The following is a 15,200-nucleotide window of genomic DNA, read 5'->3' as shown; positions in this document are numbered from 1 at the left end:
CTATCAGCTATCAGCTATCAGCTATCAGCTATCAGCTATCAGCTATCAGCTATCAGCTATCAGCTATCAGCTATCAGCTATCAGCTATCAGCTATCAGCTATCAGCTATCAGCTATCAGCTATCAAAAAATACTAAACTATTTTGCTATTGTTATGCATAGCATTTTAATACGGGTTTACTTCTTATTACCCAAGCCACCTCAGATGCTGTTTCAGTTGGAATTAAAAGCGATTAAGGCAGGCATTGATTGCAAGTCATAATGTTTCTATTATTAAAATCAATCCCTTATAAAAGTAACGCAGTATAAATCGCATTTAAACCAACCTGCTGGGCATTTCACAGACGCTTACTCTCATCGTTGTTACTTCTTAAAAGGGACTACCATTGTTACAAAATAACGCCTTGATATTAAACACCTGTGAAACGCTGAAGTCTGCATCTCGAGGTGGTTTGGGTATACAGCGTTTAAATTTACTCGTTATTGTGGTCGGCCTTTGTTGCGCTTACCTAATAAGTACGCGTCGCGAAACTTCATAAAATGCTGCTCGAGTTTATTTGATGCATCTAATTCACCTGCCAATGCTAATACCATAATAGCCACTTCAGCGGTACCAAGTTGATGAGCGTGAGGGGCAACACGCAGGCGATAATCAGATAGCTTGTCAGCAGTGATCGACAGCACAGGTAAATTATCTAAGTAAGGGCTTTTACGAATCATTTTTTTTGCTTCGCGCCATGTGCCATCTAAAAAGATAAACAAAGGACGTTTATTTGGTTGATGCTCCACCTCGGTAACAACTCGTGCAGGGTTTTCAATATCTGAAGCTGGAAATATCACCATAGGTTGATATTGTGGATCATTTAACAGCGCTAAAAGTTTAAGATCGGGCTCGGTTCTATCCCAACGAAAAGCATAATTGTCAGGAACTATTTCAGCAATCAAACGACCGGTATTAGAAGGTTTAAAACTTTCATTGTGGTACATCAGCATACATACAGCGGCCTCACAGTTTGCCTGCTCTACACCGTCACAAATGCAATAATGCTTTGCAATTAAACATTGCTCACAGCGATCCATTTTGCCGCCACGGGCATTAAACTCCCGACGAGATTCGCTAATTTGCTGCGCGCGCAAGGCAAGTACTGAATTAGAAGAGCGGTTAATCACAAGCTTTATACCTAAAAATTGATCGGCGCGTATTATAGCTAAAGTCAGTTGGAATTGATATCAAGGTAAGCGGTAAGCGGTAAGCGGTAAGCGGTAAGCGGTAAGCGGTAAGGCAAAAATTTTGAGTGCTGCAAATTATTATGTCAATGCTTAAAAAACACTCAGACTGCTTAAAACTTATAGCTTATGACTTATGGCTTCTAAAAAAACAAAAAACCCAAGCCGAGGCTTGGGTTTTTAAACAATTAACTAAAAGAGCTTACTTCTTCTTTTTAACTGCTTTTTTGTTTGGTAAATCAGTGATTGAACCTTCAAAAATCTCAGCTGCTAGGCCGATTGATTCGTTCAATGTTGGGTGAGCGTGAATAGTAAGCGCTAAGTCTTCGCCATCTGCGCCCATTTCAACTGCTAAGCCGATTTCGCCAAGCATTTCGCCTGCGTTAATACCAATCATAGCACCACCGATAACACGGCCACTTTCTTTATCAAAGATCAGCTTAGTTGAACCTTCAGTACGAGCAGATGCAATTGCACGACCTGATGCAGCCCACGGGAATACCGCAGTTTCAATGCTTAGGCCTTGCTCTTTTGCTTCTTTCTCAGTTACACCAACCCACGCGATTTCTGGATCAGTATAGGCAATTGAAGGAATGCATTTAGGATCAAAGAAGTGTTTTTGACCTGAGATAACTTCAGCAGCAACATGACCTTCATGAACCGCTTTATGTGCAAGCATTGGTTGACCAACAATGTCACCAATTGCAAATATGTTGCTAACGTTTGTTTTAAGCTGCTTATCAACATTAATAAAGCCACGCTCATCAACATTAACGCCCGCTTTGTCAGCATCAAGTAATTTACCGTTTGGTGTACGACCAACTGCTACAAGCACTTTGTCATAACGTACTGGCTCTGCTGGTGCATTTTTACCTTCAAACGTTACATAAAGACCATCGTCTTTCGCTTCAACGCCAACAACTTTAGTTGATAACATTACGTTGAACTTTTTGCTCACGTATTTTTGGTAAATCTTAATGATGTCTTTGTCGGCAGCAGGCACTAATTGATCAGCAAACTCTACAACATCGATTGCAGAACCTAATGCACGATACACAGTACCCATTTCAAGACCAATAATACCACCACCTAATACAAGTAGTTTCTCTGGTACATCTTTAAGTTCTAATGCGCCAGTTGAATCAATTACACGGTCATCTTGTGGAATGAAAGGCAAGTTAACAGGCTGAGAACCCGCTGCAATAATAGCATTATCGAACGTGATAGTTGTTGCGCCATCAGCACCTTCAACAGCGATAGTGTTGCTACCAGTGAATTTACCGTAACCGTAAACCACTTTTACTTTACGCATTTTAGCCATGCCGTCTAGGCCACCAGTCAACTGACCGATTACAGAATCTTTCCAAGAACGTACTTGGTCTAAGTCAATTTTTGGTGCGCCAAAAGTAACACCATGAGATTCCATTGCTGCTGCATCATCAATTACTTTAGCTACGTGTAAAAGTGCTTTTGAAGGGATACAACCAACATTAAGACATACGCCGCCTAATGTATCGCGAGATTCTACTAATGTAACTTCTAAGCCCAAGTCAGCAGCACGGAAAGCTGCAGAGTAACCACCAGGACCACCGCCTAGTACAACAACTTGAGTTTTTAATTCGTTGCTCATGCTATTACCTTAATTGTTTGAACGGGACACTGCCCTAAAGTTTAACTGCCAAGTTTCTGCAAGGCAGAAAATCAGAGCAGATCTTTGTGCAAAGATTGTATCATTGCAAATGGTAAAAATCCCAGCAAAAAACAACTGGCTGGGATTTGATTCTATTTATTTAGCTACATGCACCAATTGCTTACATTACTAATTGGCGAATATCGCTCATGTAACTTGCAAGAGTGACAGTAAAGCGTGCAGCTAATGCTCCGTCAATCACCCTATGGTCGTATGACATTGAAAGTGGAACCATTAATTTTGGTTCAAACTCTTTGCCATTCCATTTCGGTTTCATTTCAGACTTAGATACACCTAAAATAGCAACTTCTGGCGCGTTTACGATTGGCGTAAAGGCTGTACCACCAATCCCGCCTAAGCTTGAAATTGTAAAACAACCACCTTGCATATCAGACGAAGTTAGTTTGCCGTCACGTGCTTTAACCGATACTTCCATCAGCTCGCGCGATAATTCAATGATGCCTTTTTTATCAACATCTTTAAATACTGGCACAACTAAACCGTTAGGTGTATCAACCGCAACACCGATGTTGATGTACTTTTTAAGGATTAAGCTTTCGCCATCATTAGAAAGTGAAGAGTTAAATGTAGGGAACTCAGCAAGTGCTTTTGCTGCTGCTTTCATTACAAATACCAGCGGGGTGATTTTAACACCTAGCTTTTTCTTCTCTGCAAGCGCATTTTGTTCTTTACGGAAGACTTCAAGACTGGTGATATCAGCTTCATCAAACTGAGTAACATGAGGAATTTGCACCCAGTTACGGTGTAAGTTTTTACCCGATAGCTTTTGAATACGAGAAAGTTTCTTCTCTTCAATCTCACCAAATTTAGCAAAATCAACTTTTGGCCATGGAATTAAACCAAGCTCACCGCCGTCAGCATTACCTTTACTTGCAGATAATTGACCTGACTCAACTTGCTTAACTAGGTTTTTCACATAGTTTTGCACGTCTTCTTTAACAACACGACCTTTACGGCCAGAGCCTTTCACGTTTGCAAGGTTGATACCAAACTCACGCGCTAAACGACGTACAACTGGCGATGCATGTGCATACGCACTGTTGTTTTCAAAGCTTTCATTACTGGCGTTTGCAGGTGCTGCTTTTGCAGGTGCTGACTCTGCTTTTGCAGGTGCTGGAGCGGCTTTTTCTGCTGGTGCAGATGCAGCAGGTGCACTACCGGCAACTTCAAATACAAAGATAAGTGAACCGGTCGATACTTTATCGCCTGCGGCTACTTTAATCTCTTTAACAGTACCTGCAAAGGGGGCTGGTACTTCCATTGCCGCTTTGTCGCCTTCAACGTTTAAGATTGATTGATCTTCAGTAACGCTATCACCAACAGCAACCAAAATTTCAGTTACTTCTACTTCATCACCACCAATATCAGGTACGTTTACTTCTTTGCTGCTTGGTGCTGAGCTTTGTACAGGCGCAGACTCTTGTGCTGGCGCTGCTTTTTCTGCTTGCGTAGGTGCAGGTTCACTACCGACTACTTCAAAAACAAACACAAGTGAGCCTGTTTTTACTTTGTCGCCAGCAGCCACTTTAATTTCTTTAACTGTCCCAGCAAACGGCGCTGGAACTTCCATCGCTGCTTTGTCGCCTTCAACATTTAAGATTGATTGCTCTTCAGTAACAGTGTCACCAACGGCAACCAGGATCTCAGTCACTTCAACCTCATCATCGCCGATATCTGGTACGGTAACTTCTTTAGTCGTTGAGCCTGAAGATGCAGCAGGTGCTGCGTCTTCTGTTTTTGCTTGTTCAGTGGGAGCAGCACTTGATGCTTGCTCTTCGCCTTCAAACAAGAATACTAAAGTCCCTGTAGTGACCGTATCACCAACATTTACTTTAATTTCTTTTACAGTACCGGCTTGTGCAGCGGGTACTTCCATTGAGGCTTTATCACCCTCAACCGTTAGTAATGATTGGTCAACTTCAACTTTGTCACCAACGCTCACTAGAATTTCGGTTACTTCGACTTCATCGCCACCGATATCTGGTACATTAATTTCAATACTCATTGCAAACCTCTTATGCGTACAGTGGATTAAGTTTGTTAGTGTCGATGTTGAACTTTTTAAGTGCCTCAACAACAACTGACTTTTCAACTTCACCACGTTTAGCAAGTTCAGATAACGTAGCAACCACTACGTAGCTGGCGTTAACTTCAAAGTGACGGCGTAAATTCTCACGGCTATCAGAACGACCGTAACCATCCGTACCTAACACTTTATAGTTGCTGCTTGGAATAAACGAACGCGCTTGCTCTGCGTAGTTTTTCATGTAATCCGTTGCGGCAACAGTCACTGAATCATTTAAGACGCTCGTGATGTACGCAGTTTTTTGTTCGCCTTCAGGGTTAAGCATGTTGAAACGTTCAACATCTTGACCTTCGCGCGTTAATTCATTGAATGACGTTACAGAGAATACATCAGATGCAATACCGTAATCTTCACTTAAGATAGCTGCGGCTTTACGTACTTCGGTCATGATAGTACCTGAGCTTAATAACTGTACGTTGGCTTTTTTACCCGCGTAGCTTTCAAGCTTGTAGATACCTTTACGAATACCATCTTCAGCACCTTCTGGCATAGCAGGTTGTGCATAGTTTTCGTTCATTAGCGTTAAGTAGTAGTAAATATTTTCTTGATCTTCACCGTACATACGACGAATACCATCTTGGATGATAACCGCAACTTCATACGCATAGGTTGGATCGTAAGAGATACAGTTAGGCACAGTGTTAGCAAGAATATGGCTGTGACCATCTTCGTGCTGTAAACCTTCGCCATTTAGCGTTGTTCGACCGGCTGTAGCACCTAATAAGAAACCACGTGCTTGTTGGTCACCTGCCATCCATGCCATGTCGCCAACACGTTGGAAACCAAACATTGAATAGTAGATGTAGAATGGGATCATTGGTAAATCGTTAGTGCTGTATGATGTTGCAGCAGCAACCCATGACGACATTGCACCTAACTCATTGATACCTTCTTGCAGTACTTGACCTGATGTAGCTTCTTTATAGTAAGAAACGATATCACGATCTTGTGGTGTATAGTTTTGGCCATGCGGGTTATAAATACCGATTTGACGGAATAAACCTTCCATACCAAACGTACGCGCTTCGTCAGCAATAATTGGTACGATATTTTTACCAATGCCCTTATCTTTTAATAAGATATTAAGTGCACGCACAAAGCCCATCGTGGTAGAAATATCACGTTTTTGCTCATCAAGTAATGGCTTAAATGCTTCTACTTCTGGTAGCTGTAACTTTTCAGTAAAGTTAGGAATACGTTTTGGCGTGTAACCTTTCAATGCATCACGGCGAGCATGTAGGTATTTGTACTCTGGCGAACCTTCTTCAAGTTCTAAATAAGGTAGCTCTGCAAGTTGCTCTTCAGACACTAAATCATCTAAACCTAAGCGTGAACGTAAATGTGCCACATGTGACATGTCCATTTTTTTCACTTGGTGCGCAATATTCTTACCTTCAGCCGCTTCACCCATGCCGTAACCTTTTACAGTTTTAGCAAGGATAACCGTTGGACGATCATTTGTTTGCTCAGCTTTTTTAAATGCAGCGTATAATTTTGATGGTTCATGACCACCACGCTTAAGAGCAAAAATCTCGTCGTCTGTCATGTCAGCAACAAGTGCCGCTGTTTCAGGGTAACGACCAAAGAAATGTTCACGTACGTACGCGCCATTTTTAGCTTTGTATGTTTGATAATCACCATCGATGGTTTCGTTCATCAATTGTAGTAACTTACCGGTAGTATCTTTAGCAAGTAAGATATCCCAACCGCTGCCCCATACTACTTTAATGACGTTCCAGCCAGCGCCTTTAAATAAGCCTTCAAGCTCTTGGATGATTTTACCGTTACCCATTACTGGGCCATCTAAACGCTGTAAATTACAGTTAATTAGGTAACACAGATTATCTAGCTTTTCACGCGCAGCGAAAGAAATAGCACCACGTGATTCTGGCTCGTCCATTTCGCCATCACCTAAAAACGCATATACACGTTGATTTTTAGTGTCTTTCAAGCCACGGCCATCTAAGTACTTTAAGAATCGCGCTTGATAAATAGACGCGATTGGACCTAGGCCCATTGATACTGTAGGGAATTGCCAAAATTCAGGCATTAATTTAGGGTGTGGGTAAGACGGTATGCCTTCACCATCAACTTCTTGACGGAAGTTATCAAGCTGTGCAGCTGATAAACGCCCTTCAACAAATGCACGCGCATAAATACCTGGAGAAATGTGACCTTGATAATAAACTAAGTCACCGCCATCAACATCATTAGGGGCTTTAAAGAAGTGGTTAAAACACACTTCATAAAACGCAGCCGATGACTGATAAGACGCCATATGGCCGCCTAAGTCGAGGTCTTTTTTCGAAGCACGCAATACAATCATGATTGCGTTCCAACGAATAATAGAACGAATACGGCGCTCAAGGTTTACATCCCCTGGGTAAGCAGGTTCTTGATCAACCGGGATCGTATTAACGTAGTTTGTGTTAATGCCTGTTGGCATATCAACACCGTCTAAACGGGCTTGCTCTAATACTTGCTCAAGTAAAAACTGAGCACGTTCAACACCTTCTTCGCGCACAACTGATTCAAGAGCTTGCAACCACTCTTGTGTTTCTAGCGCGTCTACGTCAATTTTATTGACTTCAGACATATGGAGGTTTCCTTATGTTTAAAATACGAATGTTCTTAATAAGCACTGTGGTATAAAGCGTTGCTATATTACAGTCAGTGCTTGCTTAAATTATTAATCTTTACTTAATTTTGTTTGGTGCGTCTTAAACTACGTTCAATCCGCGAATGCTCTTTGCCCGCTTCCAATAATGCTTCTTCAATGAAAGCTAAGTGAGCATTACTGGCAAGGCGTGCTTGCTCAGGATTCCCTTCAATCACTGCATCCATTAATAAACGACGATGCTGAGCCAACTGCTTACTAATATGCGGTTTTTCTAACAACACCGTTAAATTTTGTAATACATTTTGCTCTAATAGCGCTTGCATGCCACGTACTAAGTGCAATAGCACAACATTATGTGACGCTTCAGCAACACTAAAATGAAACGCATTAATTGCTTTGGCTTTTTGCTGTAAATCAACATCAGCTAAAGCGATATAATCAAAGCTTTGCTTCACTTTCTCAAAGTCGGTGCCAGTACCACGAAGTGCGGCATAATATGCGGCAATTCCTTCTAAGGCATGGCGAAACTCAAGTAAATCAAACTGCGATTCCGGGTGCTTGCTGATCAAATCAAATAATGGATCCGTCAACCCTTCTTCTAGCTGATTTTTTACAAACGTCCCGCCACCTTGGCGACGTGTTACTAAGCCTTTAGCCTCTAGCTTTTGAATTGCTTCACGTAATGAAGGTCGAGATACTTCAAATTGCTTTGCTAATTCACGCTCTGGCGGCAGTTTTTCACCTGGTGCTAATGAGCCCTCAAGAATCATGTTCTCAAGCTGCTCTAAAATAACATCCGATAGTTTTGCTGCTTTAATCTTTAAAGACATTAATGGACGTCCGTAATAGTGATAGGAATGACTTAAAAAATAGTTTTCTACCTGCAACTGGAGCAAAAGGTAAATTGGTCATACCAAATTTGTGCCATACGTTATCAAAAAGCGTGTTTGCTGTCAATTTCACTACGACAGAGCCCTGTAAAGCAGACTAACGCATTTAGCATAAAGATTAAACAGTATGAGGTAAAGCGAGTGTTTGGAAAGGTTTTTTATATCAAATCGAAATGGTCTGACCAGACAATTAAACACTGAGAAGCCGATTATTTACTATCAATAAATACCTAAAAAACTTTTATACAAAGAGAATAAATGAGAAGAAGCTGCGAGCTACATACCATCGTAGGAGAGCGTTTTAGCGCCGATTGGCTTTAACACAAAACCTAGAACAATCACGGCTAAAGCCTGTTCCCACAAAACAAATATAACACCTAGCAGCTGTTTCTTTACGCTAAGCCACCAAACAAAGTAAGTAATGCAATTAGCACCAAATAAAACAATACATTTCGTTTTACTAATTTCACCATACACGTAGCTTCATAGGTACAACCAAAGTGCTGCTGCTCAATTTGCTCAGCCGCTAATGCCGTATTGGTTACAACTTTACGATTACTCACAGAAAAGTCGAGTACATAGCGTAACCAACAACTCGTTCCTTTATTGAAGTTACCTATTACTAAATAACCAAAGCTTGCAATTCTCGCAGGTAGCCAATCAAGCCAAAATAATAAAGTATGAATAAGCTTAAACCGTTTTGCATACGCCACGCTATGATCTTCGCGTACTATATCGCCGTAAGTACGCACTAATGCATAGAGTACTGCACCGGGGACACCTAACACTACAAACCAAAAAATCACAGCGCAATAGAAGCGAAAATTGATCCACGCAAGTGTTTGCCCAAAGCTCTCTCCCCCAACTTCATCTTCAGTGCGCTTTTGTCCCATTTGATACGCATACAAAGTAGCAGCCTCACTATCACCACGAGTAAGAGCATTCAAATAAGATTTATATAAAACTCGATGCTTAGCACAGCCAAAACACACAAGCAGTATCACAACATTAACGACTAACTGCCATAATACAAAATCAGAAAAGGTATACACCAACGCACTCGCAATAACTGGCAGTACAAGCCAAATTAAAAACCCATGAGCAGAATTAAACATTCCTTTATCACTGAGTTGCTTTTTAGAACGAGATAAATACCCCTGTGCATAATGACTAATTTGCCAATAATTTGATCGCGCACCAAGGCGCTCTAAAATTAATGCGATAATAATAGAAATTAAAATCATAACGGTCTCTTAGCTTGTCGCTTTTTAAAATAGTCCGGCAAAATAAAACTGCCAATCAAAACTCTCACCAGGATCACTTTTTCGTCCAGGCGCAATATCACAATGTCCAACAATTCGCTCCTGAGTAATCGCTGAATATTTATTAGTCAATGCGTTAGTTAAGGATTGTAATGCATTATATTGGTTTTGGGTATATGGCGTTGTATCAGTCCCTTCAAGCTCAATACCAATACTAAAATCATTACACTGGCTGCGCCCTAAAAATTCAGACCGCCCAGCGTGCCAAGCGCGCTTACTAAAAGGTACGTATTGTACTATCTCACCGCAGCGCTTAATAAAGCAATGTGCAGAGACTCTCAAACCCTGTAAATCACTAAAGCTAGGATGAGCTTGATGATCAATACACCCCATAAATAAATCATCAACATATGGCGTAGCAAACTGCCCTGCAGGCAAAGAAATATTATGGATGACCAATAAAGAAATAAGCTCGCCAATTGGGCGCTCATCAAAATGAGTACATGGCCGCTGAATCGCCGTATCAACGACGCCAAAAGAGTTTATTTTCATAATGTATCTGTAAATAAGTACATAGTAAGATGCTAATAGATTTTTAAGCACAATGACAGCAAAGTAATAAAACGTAGCTGCAGGTTTATACCGCGACTGCCCTAACATTTAAGCAGAGTAAACCCACGCCTATATATTATATTGCTAGCACCGCGATCCTGTAGGTCGTCATTTATGGCGACAATGGCTATTTTTACTACTGAGAGCGCAAAAGCGCTGCGCGCTACACCAAGAAAACCCAAGTAAAACATCACTTATTTCTTCTCTGTGAACTCAGTGTCCTCTGTGGTGAATTAGTCACTTAAAGAACTTTAATTGCGCAAGATAAACCCACGCCGACGTATTACTAGAAAACGATCCTGTAGGTCGCGTTTTAGCGCGCCAACATTAAAATAACAAACACTGTCGCCATAAATGACGACCTACAATATATGCTGGGCGGCTGATAGCTCTTCTATTCACTCATCAAACCATGTAAAATTTGTGCAATTTCCTAATTATAATGAGCTTTTATAATGTCTATCCCACACAGCCTATTAAGCCAACTCGTTAAACTTGCCCTTGATGAAGATTTAAATTATCAAACTGCTGAGCAAGGCGATATCACTGCGCAATTAATTCCAGCATCACAACAAGCCAATGCAAAAGTGATCACCCGTGAAGACTGCGTTTTTTGTGGTAAAGACATTATTATAGAAGTGTTCAACCAAGTTGACCCTAGCGTCACAGTCAATGTACTGGTAAACGATGGTGATACGGTAAAAGCTAACGACACCCTATTTACAGCATCAGGTTCAGCACGCGCGATTTTAACCGCCGAGCGTACAGCACTTAATTTTGTGCAAACACTCTCTGGCACAGCTACAACAACCGCGCATTGCGTAAAAGAGCTCAATGGAACCCACACCCAATTACTTGATACTCGTAAAACGATTCCAGGTATGCGTGCCCTACAAAAATACGCAGTTAAATGTGGTGGCGGGGAAAATCACCGTATAGGCTTATTTGATGCGTTTTTAATTAAAGAAAACCATATAGCCGCCTGTGGTGGTATTGATAAAGCCGTAGCTCAAGCAAAACTAAATCACCCAACTAAACCTGTAGAGGTAGAAGTTGAATCACTTCATGAGCTAGATCAAGCCATTAATGCCGGTGCTGATATTATAATGCTTGATAACTTTAGCGTTGAGCAGATTCAACAAGCGGTTGTACTTACCAATAAACGCGCCAAATTAGAAGTCTCTGGTAATATGACCTTAGAAACACTACGAACCTACTCACAAGCAGGGGTTGATTTTATCTCCAGTGGCGCACTTACAAAAAACTTACAATCTATCGACTTATCTATGCGTTTCGAGTAAAAATTCTACAAATAAATTATTTAATTTTTACCTAATCCGTTGACAAATTGACCAAAAAAGCATTAAATACGACGAAAGGATTATTTTGTAACAAACTGTTAATTTCAGTATCACTTTTACATTAAAATAGTGATAAAGTAAGCCGCAAGGATGAGCGAAACTCTCCCCAAGCAATACAAAAGATTTATACGGATGTGTTTTTTATATTCAAAAACTATCTGATAAAAATAATCACTTGTTTTTTGAAATTAGTCTGCGCATAAAACTCTCAGAAAGTTCCTAAAATTCTATGAGTTCAGTGCAAAACAGCTTTCAAAAAGCTATTTTAGTGCTAAAGTAATTCTAAACGCCTATTTCCAATCAATTTTGGGTAGGTATAAGAATTAAAATAATTTTTTAAAAAACCGTAAGATAAACATACTTTATTAGTTTACTCATAAAGCAACTTACCTTACAAAAAAATCACTATCCTTTAGGAGAGGAACATGGAAAAAATGACACAACAGAAACAAAAGGGTTTTACCCTAATTGAATTAATGATTGTTATCGCAATCATCGGTATTCTTGCTGCTATCGCTTTACCGCAGTACCAAACATATACTAAAAAAGCCCGTTTTTCTGAGGTTGTACTTGCGGCATCTTCAGCTAAAGGTCTTGTAGATGTATGTTTCCAAACTCGTGGTGCTGGTAGTTTAGCAAATTGTGATACTGCGGCTAAAATCGGTTTAAATACCGCAGGTGCTGCAGCTGGTACTCATGTAGCTAGCGTTGGTGTTACTGGCACTACAGCAGTAATCACAGGTACTGGCGCAGCTACTGTTGATGGTGCTACATACATCTTAACACCAACTGTTGCTACTGGTGCTGGCGTAGGCGGTGCGGCCGGTGCATCTTTAGGTACATTGACTTGGGCTGAAGCTTCAACAAGTACTTGTATCGCTGCAGGTCTTTGTTAATAAATTAGTATAATGAGAAACAAGCTTGGCTTCTCATTAATCGAGCTAATGATTACCATCGCCATTATGGGGATTTTGGTATCATTAGCTCTTCCTGCCTATAATAATCATTATAAACGCGCCAAATTTACTGAAGTCACATTAGCAACAAACTCACTACAGCGCGCAGTGGAAATTTGCTTTTATACCAAAGAAACGCTAAGTAACTGTGATTCTTTTAGTAAAATAGGTGTAAAAAAACCCAATTACCTTGCACCAAACTTTATTGCTAACATTGAAATATCTTATGCAGCTGGGAGTTATAAAATCACCTCTACAGCCAGTAGTGAAGCATCTATATCAAGCGGCGATACTTATATAATGATCGCCACTATAAATTCAAATCAACTCCTATGGGAGTTATCCCCTACAAGTACATGCATTAGCGAAGGGACTTGTTAAACGTAAGCACGTCATTGCTTTTTGTAATATTAATAATGCCATTCTTTGTAATCACTCCACATATAGGTTGACACTCATTCTCAAAGCTTGATAGTTCAAAAAACTCATACATTTCGATAGGTGGTATAGATTTTTTAAGTAAATAGTCATACATTTCTCGTTTTTCACTGCCAACCAATGGTTCATTAAACCTATAGAAGTTCTCAGATACCCCATACTCTCTCGCATCAGATTTTGATACCGCAAAGTACGATGCTTGCCATTTTATAATATAAGCTAAACGCTGCCCATCAATCTGGTTTATTCCGTAGCCTAAAGAAGATAGCTGTAAAAAAATAATCAGAAGTAAGTTAATAATATTTTCTTTTTTTGTTTTGACTGGCGATAACAACCAAAAGCTCAGTATAGGCCCCAATATTAAATCGATAGAAATAATAATTCCCGCAAGCCCTATTAAATCAGTTAGATGATGCCGACCAGCATAAAACCACTGAAAATAGATATAAAAACCAACGGCTGATAATAAAAGCAACCCTAGTATAAAATGTAAACTCGTCCATTTTACTTTTTTTAGATAAATAACATTCACTTTTCCCACAATATCCCTCCCGAAGAATGAGTTAATTAATTTTTGACTATTTAATCAGCTTAAGTTTATCTAATCAATTGTTTAAGACGTTAAAGCTAGCTACTATAGAGTATAATATTTTTATTATTTCCCGAACGTAATTTGGAATAAACATGGCTAAAGAAGCAGAAAGAAAAGGACAAGATACCTTTGAGTGGATCGGCGTAAGCGCTAGAGGAAAAAGGTTAGAAGGCGAAATGCAAGGAACAAGCATTGCTTTAGTTAAAGCTCAATTACGTAAACAAGGTATTACTCCTTCTAAAGTAAAACGCAAAGCCAAACCGTTGTTTGGTGCGCGTATGCAAAAAATAACCCCCAAAGACATTGCCTTGGTAACACGGCAAATTGCTACCATGCTAATGGCAGGAGTGCCCCTCATTCAATCAATCGAAATGATTGGTACAGGGTCAACAAATAAAAGTGTTTCTAAGCTTATGGAAACCATTGGTGACGAAGTGAAAGCAGGTGATCCACTATCACAGGCTCTACGTAAACACCCGCGTTATTTTGATGATTTATACTGCGACTTAGTCGCCTCTGGCGAACAATCCGGTGCCTTGGATAAAATATTTGATCGTGTAGCGCTTTACAAAGAAAAGTCTGAAGCGCTGAAATCAAAAATTAAAAAAGCCATGTTTTACCCTATTGCGGTGCTAGTTATAGCTCTTATTGTTACCTCTATCTTGCTTATTTTTGTGGTACCACAATTTCAGGATATTTTTGCCGGCTTTGGCGCAGAGCTTCCAGCATTCACTTTAATGGTTATTGGCATATCTGAATTTATGCAAGAGTATTGGTGGGTCATTCTTATAATTATGGTGGCGGCTGGTTACGCTTATAAAGAAGCTTTATTAAAAAGTAAAAAACTGCGTGATGCCAACGACCGTGCAATATTAAAGCTTCCTGTGATTGGTATGATATTAAATAAAGCCGCCGTTGCCCGCTATGCGCGTACTCTTTCGACCACTTTTGCGGCGGGTGTACCACTTGTTGATGCACTCGACTCCGCTGCAGGTGCTTCGGGTAATGCTGTTTACCGTTACGCCATTTTAGATATTAAAGCCGAGGTAAGCTCAGGCAATCAAATGAACTGGGCAATGCGCAACTCAAAAATATTCCCTGATATGGTTATTCAAATGGTCGCTATTGGTGAAGAATCTGGCTCTTTAGATGGCATGCTTGCAAAAGTTGCCACTATTTATGAGCAAGAAGTTGATGATGCAGTTGATGGCTTATCTAGCCTGCTAGAACCATTAATTATGGCAGTGCTTGGTGTATTAGTCGGTGGTTTAATTATTGCGATGTACTTACCGATTTTCCAACTTGGTGCAGTTATATAAAAGCTGTAAGCTGTAAGCTGTAAGCTGTAAGCTGTAAGCTGTAAGCTGTAAGCTGTAAGCTGTAAGCTGTAAGCTGTAAGCTGTAAGCTGTAAGCTGTAAGCTGTAAGCTGTAAGCTGTAAGCTGTA

12 protein-coding genes are annotated in these 15,200 nt (G+C 40.3%); 4 read left to right on the top strand and 8 right to left on the bottom strand.

Translation table 11 applies throughout. The features are described from left to right. Positions 1 to 479: 479 nt before the first annotated feature. The 7 genes from HH219_RS21180 to ampD all read right to left on the bottom strand — a co-directional run bounded on the left by HH219_RS21180 (position 480) and on the right by ampD (position 10,347). Positions 480 to 1,169: a DTW domain-containing protein gene (locus tag HH219_RS21180; protein ID WP_054203091.1), complete on the bottom strand. Its 690-nt coding sequence runs from the start codon at positions 1,167 to 1,169 to the stop codon at positions 480 to 482. Positions 1,170 to 1,428: 259 nt separating this feature from the next. Next, complete coding sequence (lpdA, locus tag HH219_RS21175; protein ID WP_054203090.1) at positions 1,429 to 2,856, bottom strand: dihydrolipoyl dehydrogenase; 1,428 nt, start codon at positions 2,854 to 2,856, stop codon at positions 1,429 to 1,431. A gap of 181 nt (positions 2,857 to 3,037) precedes the next feature. Further along, positions 3,038 to 4,942 (bottom strand): pyruvate dehydrogenase complex dihydrolipoyllysine-residue acetyltransferase, encoded by a 1,905-nt coding sequence (gene aceF / locus HH219_RS21170; protein ID WP_169328545.1) that lies wholly within the window; start codon positions 4,940 to 4,942, stop codon positions 3,038 to 3,040. Positions 4,943 to 4,952: 10 nt separating this feature from the next. Next, positions 4,953 to 7,619: a pyruvate dehydrogenase (acetyl-transferring), homodimeric type gene (gene aceE / locus HH219_RS21165; protein ID WP_054203088.1), complete on the bottom strand. Its 2,667-nt coding sequence runs from the start codon at positions 7,617 to 7,619 to the stop codon at positions 4,953 to 4,955. Positions 7,620 to 7,723: 104 nt separating this feature from the next. Continuing rightward, on the bottom strand, positions 7,724 to 8,473 hold the full coding sequence (gene pdhR / locus HH219_RS21160; protein ID WP_054203087.1) for a pyruvate dehydrogenase complex transcriptional repressor PdhR: 750 nt from the start codon (positions 8,471 to 8,473) through the stop codon (positions 7,724 to 7,726). 452 nt (positions 8,474 to 8,925) lie between these two features. Next, positions 8,926 to 9,777, bottom strand: a complete 852-nt coding sequence (gene ampE / locus HH219_RS21155; RefSeq protein WP_169328544.1) for a beta-lactamase regulator AmpE — start codon at positions 9,775 to 9,777, stop codon at positions 8,926 to 8,928. A gap of 24 nt (positions 9,778 to 9,801) precedes the next feature. Further along, the gene (ampD, locus tag HH219_RS21150) at positions 9,802 to 10,347 is read right to left on the bottom strand and encodes a 1,6-anhydro-N-acetylmuramyl-L-alanine amidase AmpD (RefSeq protein ID WP_169328543.1); all 546 of its coding nucleotides are present in this window, start codon (positions 10,345 to 10,347) and stop codon (positions 9,802 to 9,804) included. A gap of 515 nt (positions 10,348 to 10,862) precedes the next feature. Here ampD and nadC point away from each other — a divergent pair. The 3 genes from nadC to HH219_RS22345 all read left to right on the top strand — a co-directional run bounded on the left by nadC (position 10,863) and on the right by HH219_RS22345 (position 13,105). Further along, positions 10,863 to 11,708 carry a carboxylating nicotinate-nucleotide diphosphorylase gene (nadC, locus tag HH219_RS21145; protein ID WP_169328542.1) on the top strand — a complete coding sequence of 282 codons (846 nt, stop codon included), beginning with the start codon at positions 10,863 to 10,865 and terminating at the stop codon, positions 11,706 to 11,708. Positions 11,709 to 12,193: 485 nt separating this feature from the next. Further along, the gene (locus HH219_RS21140) at positions 12,194 to 12,664 is read left to right on the top strand and encodes a prepilin-type N-terminal cleavage/methylation domain-containing protein (RefSeq protein ID WP_169328541.1); all 471 of its coding nucleotides are present in this window, start codon (positions 12,194 to 12,196) and stop codon (positions 12,662 to 12,664) included. A 12-nt stretch (positions 12,665 to 12,676) separates the two neighbouring features. Further along, positions 12,677 to 13,105, top strand: a complete 429-nt coding sequence (locus HH219_RS22345; protein WP_169328540.1) for a prepilin-type N-terminal cleavage/methylation domain-containing protein — start codon at positions 12,677 to 12,679, stop codon at positions 13,103 to 13,105. Here HH219_RS22345 and HH219_RS21130 read toward each other — a convergent pair. Further along, the gene (locus HH219_RS21130) at positions 13,086 to 13,703 is read right to left on the bottom strand and encodes a fimbrial assembly protein (RefSeq protein WP_349251633.1); all 618 of its coding nucleotides are present in this window, start codon (positions 13,701 to 13,703) and stop codon (positions 13,086 to 13,088) included. The genes HH219_RS22345 and HH219_RS21130 overlap by 20 nt on opposite strands. Before the next feature lie 143 nt (positions 13,704 to 13,846). On the opposite strand from HH219_RS21130, the gene HH219_RS21125 reads away from it, so the two are divergent. Beyond that, positions 13,847 to 15,073, top strand: coding sequence for a type II secretion system F family protein (locus HH219_RS21125; RefSeq protein WP_169328539.1), 1,227 nt, complete (start codon positions 13,847 to 13,849; stop codon positions 15,071 to 15,073). The last annotated feature ends 127 nt before the right edge of the window (positions 15,074 to 15,200 follow it).

Origin of the sequence: Pseudoalteromonas sp. NEC-BIFX-2020_015 (assembly GCF_012952265.1) — a bacterium.
GTDB lineage: Bacteria > Pseudomonadota > Gammaproteobacteria > Enterobacterales > Alteromonadaceae > Pseudoalteromonas > Pseudoalteromonas neustonica.
This window is presented reverse-complemented; position numbering and strand designations above follow the sequence as displayed.